Origin of the sequence: Brachyspira sp. G79 (assembly GCF_002379365.1) — a bacterium.
Classification (GTDB): domain Bacteria; phylum Spirochaetota; class Brachyspiria; order Brachyspirales; family Brachyspiraceae; genus Brachyspira.
In genome coordinates this window covers 1,918,633-1,926,654 of sequence record NZ_JQIU01000008.1, presented here as the reverse complement: position 1 = coordinate 1,926,654, position 8,022 = coordinate 1,918,633, and the positions used below count along the sequence as shown (strand labels likewise).

7 protein-coding genes are annotated in these 8,022 nt (G+C 26.3%); 3 read left to right on the top strand and 4 right to left on the bottom strand.

What is annotated here, in order from left to right:
* Positions 1-673: 673 nt before the first annotated feature.
* A complete protein-coding gene (locus KQ44_RS09890; RefSeq protein WP_096737254.1) occupies positions 674-1,909 on the bottom strand; it encodes a DUF3298 domain-containing protein in 1,236 nt (411 codons plus the stop codon).
* A gap of 164 nt (positions 1,910-2,073) precedes the next feature.
* On the opposite strand from KQ44_RS09890, the gene KQ44_RS09885 reads away from it, so the two are divergent.
* Positions 2,074-3,675 (top strand): peptide ABC transporter substrate-binding protein, encoded by a 1,602-nt coding sequence (locus KQ44_RS09885; RefSeq protein WP_096737253.1) that lies wholly within the window; start codon positions 2,074-2,076, stop codon positions 3,673-3,675.
* Positions 3,676-3,741: 66 nt separating this feature from the next.
* Here the strand turns inward: KQ44_RS09885 and KQ44_RS09880 are convergent, their stop codons facing one another.
* Positions 3,742-4,056: a hypothetical protein gene (locus KQ44_RS09880; protein ID WP_240516585.1), complete on the bottom strand. Its 315-nt coding sequence runs from the start codon at positions 4,054-4,056 to the stop codon at positions 3,742-3,744.
* A gap of 106 nt (positions 4,057-4,162) precedes the next feature.
* On the opposite strand from KQ44_RS09880, the gene KQ44_RS09875 reads away from it, so the two are divergent.
* Complete coding sequence (locus KQ44_RS09875; RefSeq protein ID WP_096737252.1) at positions 4,163-5,755, top strand: peptide ABC transporter substrate-binding protein; 1,593 nt, start codon at positions 4,163-4,165, stop codon at positions 5,753-5,755.
* A 259-nt stretch (positions 5,756-6,014) separates the two neighbouring features.
* On the opposite strand, the gene scpB is transcribed toward KQ44_RS09875, so the two are convergent.
* Entirely contained in the window at positions 6,015-6,617 is a 603-nt protein-coding gene (scpB, locus tag KQ44_RS09870) for an SMC-Scp complex subunit ScpB (protein WP_346426136.1), read from the bottom strand.
* Positions 6,618-7,151: 534 nt separating this feature from the next.
* On the opposite strand from scpB, the gene smpB reads away from it, so the two are divergent.
* Complete coding sequence (smpB, locus tag KQ44_RS09865) at positions 7,152-7,631, top strand: SsrA-binding protein SmpB (RefSeq protein ID WP_096737813.1); 480 nt, start codon at positions 7,152-7,154, stop codon at positions 7,629-7,631.
* 5 nt (positions 7,632-7,636) lie between these two features.
* Here the strand turns inward: smpB and KQ44_RS09860 are convergent, their stop codons facing one another.
* A complete protein-coding gene (locus KQ44_RS09860) occupies positions 7,637-7,915 on the bottom strand; it encodes a hypothetical protein (RefSeq protein WP_096737250.1) in 279 nt (92 codons plus the stop codon).
* Positions 7,916-8,022: the final 107 nt, after the last annotated feature.

The following is an 8,022-nucleotide window of genomic DNA, read 5'->3' as shown; positions in this document are numbered from 1 at the left end:
TTTTGCATCAGTTTTTAGTTCATTAAATATTTTCTCAGCATTTATAGTTTTTTCAATTTCTATTAAAGATAAGATATAATCTATATCTATAAAAAAAGCACTGCCATAAATTAGCAGCTTTCTCCAAATTTTCTATGTTTTCTTTAAAAAACATATTTTTCATAATTATCTTGTTTTGAATGCTCAAGATTCATCATACTTCTTAGTTTATTAATCTTATGATGTTATTTTTACTATATCTGATATATAATTAAGTATGATATTTATATCATATATTTTTAGCTTTTTAATATTAAAATTATTTATTTTTTCAAACAGTATTTTTGATAATTATATTTTAAAGAAGTATGAATAAAAACAGTAATCTAATATTATACTATAATTTTATTTGTCTGAATCTTTGATTTTATATACGGTGTATAATTTATCATATAATTCTTTAAGATTTTCATTGTCTATAATTTTATATAAATTTATATAAAGTATAAAGGTAAATTCTGGCAATGTAATATTTATAATTTAGACCTATCAATAATCTGTTCTATAAAACTTTTTGCTATACTAATCTCATCAGTAAGCATATACAATTGATATTAAACTCTTTTAATAAAATATATAAAAAATATAGTATTTAATCATATTATATTTTTATATACAAAGTTTTGAAATAAATTTATTCTAATATATATAAATAATCTTCATTTATGAACGGTCTAATTTCATTAAAGGTCAAAACTATTTCTGTTTCGCCTAAAACATAAGCAGTTATACTATATATAGGCCATACAAAATGCACACCATCAGCATAGATGTAAAAAGATGTATCAGCTAAAGTTATTTCATCTAAAGGAACTAAATAATCTTCTTCTGTTCTGTTGTCTATAGATAGAAGTTTTCCCACAATAATATTTTTCAATTCACTATCATCAAAATCTTTTATCAAATTAGTAACTTCTATTTTTTCACCTGTTTCTAATGAATATACTAAATTATAATTATTGTACACTCCATGTGCTCCGCCCAAATATAGTGTTGAAGTTCTTTTTATAGATATAGTTTTATCATTAAAATAAGTTATGTTGATAGATTTACTTGATTCATAACTGTCAGCTGAATTTGTTAACCATTCATTATAAGGATCATTCATATCGTTTTCAAATAATGTTGATATGCTTCCATTTTTATCTTCAAATTCTAAATTTTCATTTCTTTTTAAATTATTTAGATTGAAACCTTCATTTATATCAAAAGAAATTTTATCATATACTTCTAATTTGTTAGTGTCATCAGGTATAAGCAAAAATATAGAATCTTTATACGAGAATGTAGATGCACTTCCATATTCATTAGTTTGAGAAACATCTGAAGAGACATAGTTATATACCGCTGCTTTTAATGATGAAGTAGTATTTATTTCTTTTGATGAACTGTTTAATGATTTTGATGTCATTTTAAATGATGAAATATTTGAATATGTACTTTCTATACTGTCGCCGTTTTCAGCTTCTGCATATATTTTATTATTAGTTATATCAAGAATGCTGTTTTTATCATAGAATTGGTTTATATCATTTAAATTTTTATAATTAAAAGCTACTTTTATTTTTTTATAATTAGGTATTAATTCAGAATCGCTATTTATATAATCTGGCCATCTGTCATTTAAATATACAGAAAAGAAATCTCCTTCATCATTTTTCATATAATAGTGATGAGATATCCATTCTATATTTTTTGGTGTATAGGAATTATTATTTTTTGTATTATTATTGTTTAAATCTTCGGCTTGTTTTAATTCATTAGTTTGAGCTTCTATTGCATTAGTATTAGTCTGATCATTATTTTTATTATTTGAACATGATATTATTAAAAGTATGAGAGATAATGTAAGGATATTTTTTCTAATCATATATATTTCCTTAAAAGATTAAAGTATAATAAGTAAACATAATATTGTCTTTTTTGATTTTTGTCAATAATAAGATAGTAGATATTACTATGTAAAGAATTATTTATTGACACAAAAAAAATTATAGTATAACATAAAATAAATTTATATATAAGGACAAAAATATGAAAAAAATAGTGGTAATTTTATCTGTTATACTTTTATTTGTTTTTTCATGCTCAAAAACAGATAATAGCGAAAAATCATCAATATCAATAAATTTGGGACCAGAACCAAAAACAATAGATCCAACATTAAATTCTTTGAGTATAGCATCATGTTATATACATCATGCATTTGAAGGGCTTACAAAAATAGATTCTAATAATAATGTTAAAGCAGGTGTGGCAGAAAGCTGGAATATTTCTGATAACGGACTTATTTATACTTTTCATTTAAGAACCAATGCTAAATGGTCTGACGGAAAACCAGTAACAGCTCATGATTTTGAATATTCTTGGAAGAGGGCAGTTGATCCTAACACAGCAGCTGAGTATTCATATATGATGGAGGTTGTAAAAAATGCTAAAGAAATAAATGCAGGTACTATGGATTATAATGATTTGTCAGTAGAAGCAATTAATGACTATACACTTCAGGTGGAATTAGCAAATCCTGCTGCTTATTTTTTAGAGTTTATAGCCTCTACTGGTGTATTTTTCCCTGTTAGAAAAGATATTGTAGAAGAGTACGGTGATGAGTGGACATTAAAACCAGAAACTTATATTGGAAATGGGGCTTATAAAATGAAGGAAAGGGTGCCTGATGAAAAAATAGTTTTTGAGATAAATACTAACTATTATGATAAAAACGAACAAATAGCAAAAGAAATAAACTTTGTTCTTATGAGCGATCCTAATACAGGAATTGCTGGCATAAGAGGTGGAACTATAGATTTCTCTGCATTAGAGCCTCCTTCTGCTGAGATAGAAACTTTAAAAAATGACGGATACATAGTAGGTAATAACGCTATAGGCACTTATTATATAGAGCTGAATATTACAAACAAAGCATTTGAAGATAAGAGAGTAAGACAGGCTTTATCATTAGCTATAGACAGAAATTATATAGTATCAAATGTTACTAAAGGAGGACAAGTTCCAGCTGGTGCTTTTGTACCTACTGAGGTAAGAGGGTTAGAAACTACATTTAGAAAAGAAAATAAAGAATATATTGATGTTAGTAATTATGAGAATAATGTTCAAAAAGCAAAAGAATTAATGGCTGAAGCTGGATATCCAGATGGAGAAAATTACCCTGTAATAGAATTAAAAGTTTCACCAGGTATTTATGTATTAGTAGGGGAAGCTATTCAGCAGATGTGGAAAGAAAATTTAAATGTTAATGTTTCTTTGGTGCAAGAAGAGTTTCCTATAACACTTCAGACATTATTGGAAAAAAATTATCAAATGGCTAGAATGGGCTGGACTGGAGATTATAATGACCCTATGACTATGCTTGATGTTATGCTAAGCTACAGCGGAGTAAATCATACTGGTTTTGATAATCAGAATTATGACAGTCTTATATTAACAGCAAAAGAGTCTGCTGACAATGGTGTAAGAATGAAGGCAATGGCAGAAGCTGAAAATATATTAATGGATGATATGCCTATAATTCCTCTCTATTACAGAGCAGATTCTTTTATAAAAAATCCTAAATTAAAAGGTGTTGTATTAAATCCTTTAGGAAGACATAAATTTAATTACGCTTATATAGAAGAATAATACTAAATAATAATATAAAAGGGGGGCTTAATTTTATGAGCCTCTTTTTTATTATGTAATATATTTTTAATTAAATAAATTTAATTGTTCATTTTCTAGTTTTAATTCTTTATTAGAATCTTCTAAATTTTCATTAGATTTGTTTAATTCACCCAATAAAGTATTTAAATCTTTTATTTGGTTTTGCAAAACAGGTATTGATTCTAAATCATCTATTATTTTATTGTATAGAGGATTATTTATTTGTTTCCAGCTATCTATTAATTCTTTTTCTCTTTCATGATATACTATACTATCTTCTATATTATTTATAATATCTTCCAGTATTTCACCTTCTATAGAAATATTTCTACTATTATTAATATATATATAAAAAATCAATATTTATATATTAAGTTTATAAAAAATATTTAGTTATTGACAAATATTAATATTTTATATATAAATTATATTGTTAACATAATATTTTTTATATTTGGATAAAGCTATGAAAAAAATAATATACCTGTCAATTATCATTATTTTATTATTATTAAACGCTTGTAAAAATAAAGATTTATCTAATGAAAGCATAAGAGTAAGTATAGGAGCTGAGCCTCAAAGTATAGACCCGTCTTTTTTATCAGCTATAGATAGTATGATTTATGCAGCACATGTATTTGAAGGACTTACCACAAAAGATAAAGATAATAATTTGGTAGGGGGTGTTGCTGAGAGTTGGGATATTTCTGATGACGGACTTACTATGACATTTCATTTGAGAGATAATGCCAAATGGTCTGACGGTAAAGATGTTACAGCTTCTGAGTTTGTATATTCATTTAGGAGGCTTGCCGATCCGAAAACAGCTTCTTCATACAGTTTTTTAATAACACCTATAAAAAATGCTTCTAAAGTAATATCTGGTGAATTGCCTATAGAAGAGCTTGGAGTAAAAGCATTAGATGATAAAACTTTGGAAGTATCATTTGAAACACCTACGGCATACTTTTTAGAATTAGCAGCAGTACCTATATTTTCGCCGCTTAGAGAAGAGTTTATAAATGAGGATTGGACTTTTTCTCCTGATACATATATAGGAAACGGACCTTATAAGATGACAGAGAGAAGAGTAGATGAAATAATATCTTTAGAATTAAATACTAATTATTGGAATAAGGATAATATAAAAGCTAAAAAAATAGACTTTATAATGTTTTCTGATGTTTCAACAGCTTATGCAGCTATAAAAGAAGGTTCTATACTATACTCATATAAAATTCCACCTAATGATATAGACTTACTTAGAGAAGAAGGATATTTGGTTGTAACACCTTCTTTAGGAACGGCATATTACGCTCTTAATAATACAAACGAAGTTCTTAAGGATAAGAGAGTAAGAAAAGCATTAGCACTTGCAATAGACAGAAACTATATTGTAGAAAATATTACTAAAGGCGGGGAAAGACCAGCAGCAGCATTTATACCTTATGGGCTTAAAGATACTCAGGGCGACTTCAGAGAAAATGGAGGAGAATACTACAGCGTTAAAAAAGAAGACTATAGTAAAAATATTGAAGAGGCAAAAAGACTTTTATCTGAGGCAGGATATTCAAACGGTAGTAACTTTCCAGTACTTGAGTTTAAGACTAATCCTGGTACTGGTGTAACAATAGCGGAAGCCGTTCAGCAGATGTGGAAAGAAAATCTTAATATAGATATGACCATTACTCAGGAGGAATGGTCTGTATTTCAGAAAAATAGACAGACTAGAAATTATGTAGTTTGCAGGGCTGATTGGATAGGTGATTATCTCGACCCTATGACTTTTGCCGATCTTTTTGTAAGCAGCAGTTCAGGAAATAGGGTAGGATATAATAATGCTGATTATGATAAACTTATACTGGAAGCTAAAAATACTTTGGATAATAAAATAAGAATGAATAATATGCATAAGGCAGAGGACATGCTTATAGGTGAAGATATGGCTTTTATACCGCTTTATCATTATACATCTCCTTCTATGCAGAACCCTAAACTTAAAGATGTGATAGCTGATACTTTGGAGATAAGGAGATTTTTTTACTGCTACACTGAATAAATTGAGTGTAATAAAGAAAAACTTTTAAATATTATATTAATTTTATAGTATAATTTTTCGATTATTTAACAAAGCATAATAATGAAAAAGTTAGTATTTAAAAAAGATAAATGCTAACTTTTTTATAAATTAGATTATTAAATGATTTTATGAAATTAAAAAAATAAAAAGCCCCATTTATATGATAATGAATAAATGGGACTACAATAATAAGTTGAATAAAAATGTTTAATAATAAAATTTAATAAAAAAATTGCTTTTATTCATTTTTATTAAACTCTAAATCTTTTAACTCTCTTAATTTTGGAAGATCGTCTAAACTGTTTATTCCAAAATGCATTAAAAATTTATCTGTTGTGCCGTAAGTTTGTCTTTTGTCTAGATAATCCTTTCTTCCTTTCCAAGTAATAAAACCGTCTTCCATTAAAGCTCTCAAATGATATCCGCTATCACTTTGCCTTATATCATCAATTTCAGCTTTTGTAAGTGGCTGTTTGTATGCTATTATAGAAAGAGTCTGAAGCATTGCTTTTGATATTTTTTTCTTACGTTTCTTATCATATATAGCTGATAAAGTTCCAAATGTAGAAGGTATTATTGTCATAATGATAGAGTCTCCTACTTCAAGTATCTCTATAGCACTATTAGCATTTCTGTATTTATTGTTTATGCTTTCTATATAGCCTCTTATATCAGAATTTTCACATTTAAAAAGTGTTCTGAGTCTTCCTATAGGAACACTGCCTTCTACGTATATAACAGCTTCCATTACCTTTTCGAGTTCTTCTTTGTTGGAAAGAATAGAATCATCTATTTCAAAGGCTGTTTTTTCCGATGATTTGTTTTCTGTCTGAGCTTCCATGCTTTCGTTATTTTCTTTAAGTTGTTTAATATCGTCCATAATATTTATATCCCTAAAAACAAAAATCCTTTTTTATTTTTATATATTTAAATTATAACATAGATAAAACTTTTTTCAAGAATATATGAAAAATATGAAGTAAAATTATAATTGATAAATTTATATATTAGTATATACCTAAATAATTATATTTTATAAAGAGTATAATTTTTTAAATTAAAAAAACACTTGGGAGGGCAGCCAGAATAACAGTTTAAGCTAAAAAATAAAAATCATTTATAAATAATAAATAATACTCAAAAATTTAAAGGGCGGGAGTGATAATAAATTTTAAAACTTTATTTTAATCCCCTCCCTTTTAGATTTAAAAGCTTTATTTTCTTAATTTTATTTGATTAAATCTATAAGGCAGTCACTTCAAAAAGTACTCCCACCCAAGCGTAATTTAAATTATAGTTGTCCTATATATAATACTTAAACATATGAAAATAAAACAGTAATTGACAAATTGATTATATTTTGTATAATAAAATTATGGCTAAGAAAGATAAAAAAGGAAATAATACTATCTCATCTGGAGAGATAACAAAAAACAAAAAGGCTCTTTTCAATTATGAGCTTATAGAAAGCTTTGAAGCTGGCATTGTTTTACTTGGTACAGAAGTAAAATCATTGCGGGAGAGAAGTGTTAATATGGCTGATAGTTATGCCTCTTTCAAAAAAGGGGAGCTTTTTATTGTTAATATGCATATTTCCCCATATCATTTCGGTAACAGAAATAATCATGAGCCTCTTCGAGAAAGAAAACTTTTAATGAAAAAAAGAGAATTAAAACGCCTATATGGAAAAATAAAAGAACAAGGTCTTACTCTTATTCCAGTAAAACTATATTTTACGAGAGGAAAGGTAAAGGTAGAATTAGCTTTGGCTAAAGGTAAAAAACTTCATGACAAAAGAGAAACTCTAAAAAGGAAAACTTTAGACAGAGAAATGGAAAGATATATTAAAAGATAATATTATTATTCTGATGATAATGCATTTCTCAAATAAAACTCTATTTTACAAATATAATCAGATACTTCTTTAATATTTTCTTTTTTATTATTATCTGTTTTATATCTTTTTATAGATAATACAAACTCATCAAGCAGTTCTTTTAAATTATCCATAGATATTTTTTTAAATTTATTGGATAATACTTCTATTTTTTCTATAGTATTATAATCAATGTTATTAATTCCGCTGAATACTATATCGGATATAATGAGTTCTAAATCTCTAAGCAAATCAAAAATCATATTATTATTCTTTTGTTTTTTAATCTTTTATTTTTAATAAATTAATAGAATATAAAAACGGTATATTTTTTTTTACTTTTATAATATAAAGAATTGATGATACAAAT

Bases quoted from the DNA above. Each gene is read 5' to 3' on its own strand.
- KQ44_RS09890 (WP_096737254.1), bottom strand. From the start codon at position 1,909: ATGATTAGAAAAAATATCCTTACATTATCTCTCATACTTTTAATAATA.
- KQ44_RS09885 (WP_096737253.1), top strand. From the start codon at position 2,074: ATGAAAAAAATAGTGGTAATTTTATCTGTTATACTTTTATTTGTTTTT.
- KQ44_RS09875 (WP_096737252.1), top strand. From the start codon at position 4,163: ATGAAAAAAATAATATACCTGTCAATTATCATTATTTTATTATTATTA.
- scpB (WP_346426136.1), bottom strand. From the start codon at position 6,617: ATGGAAGCTCAGACAGAAAACAAATCATCGGAAAAAACAGCCTTTGAA.
- smpB (WP_096737813.1), top strand. From the start codon at position 7,152: ATGGCTAAGAAAGATAAAAAAGGAAATAATACTATCTCATCTGGAGAG.
- KQ44_RS09860 (WP_096737250.1), bottom strand. From the start codon at position 7,915: ATGATTTTTGATTTGCTTAGAGATTTAGAACTCATTATATCCGATATA.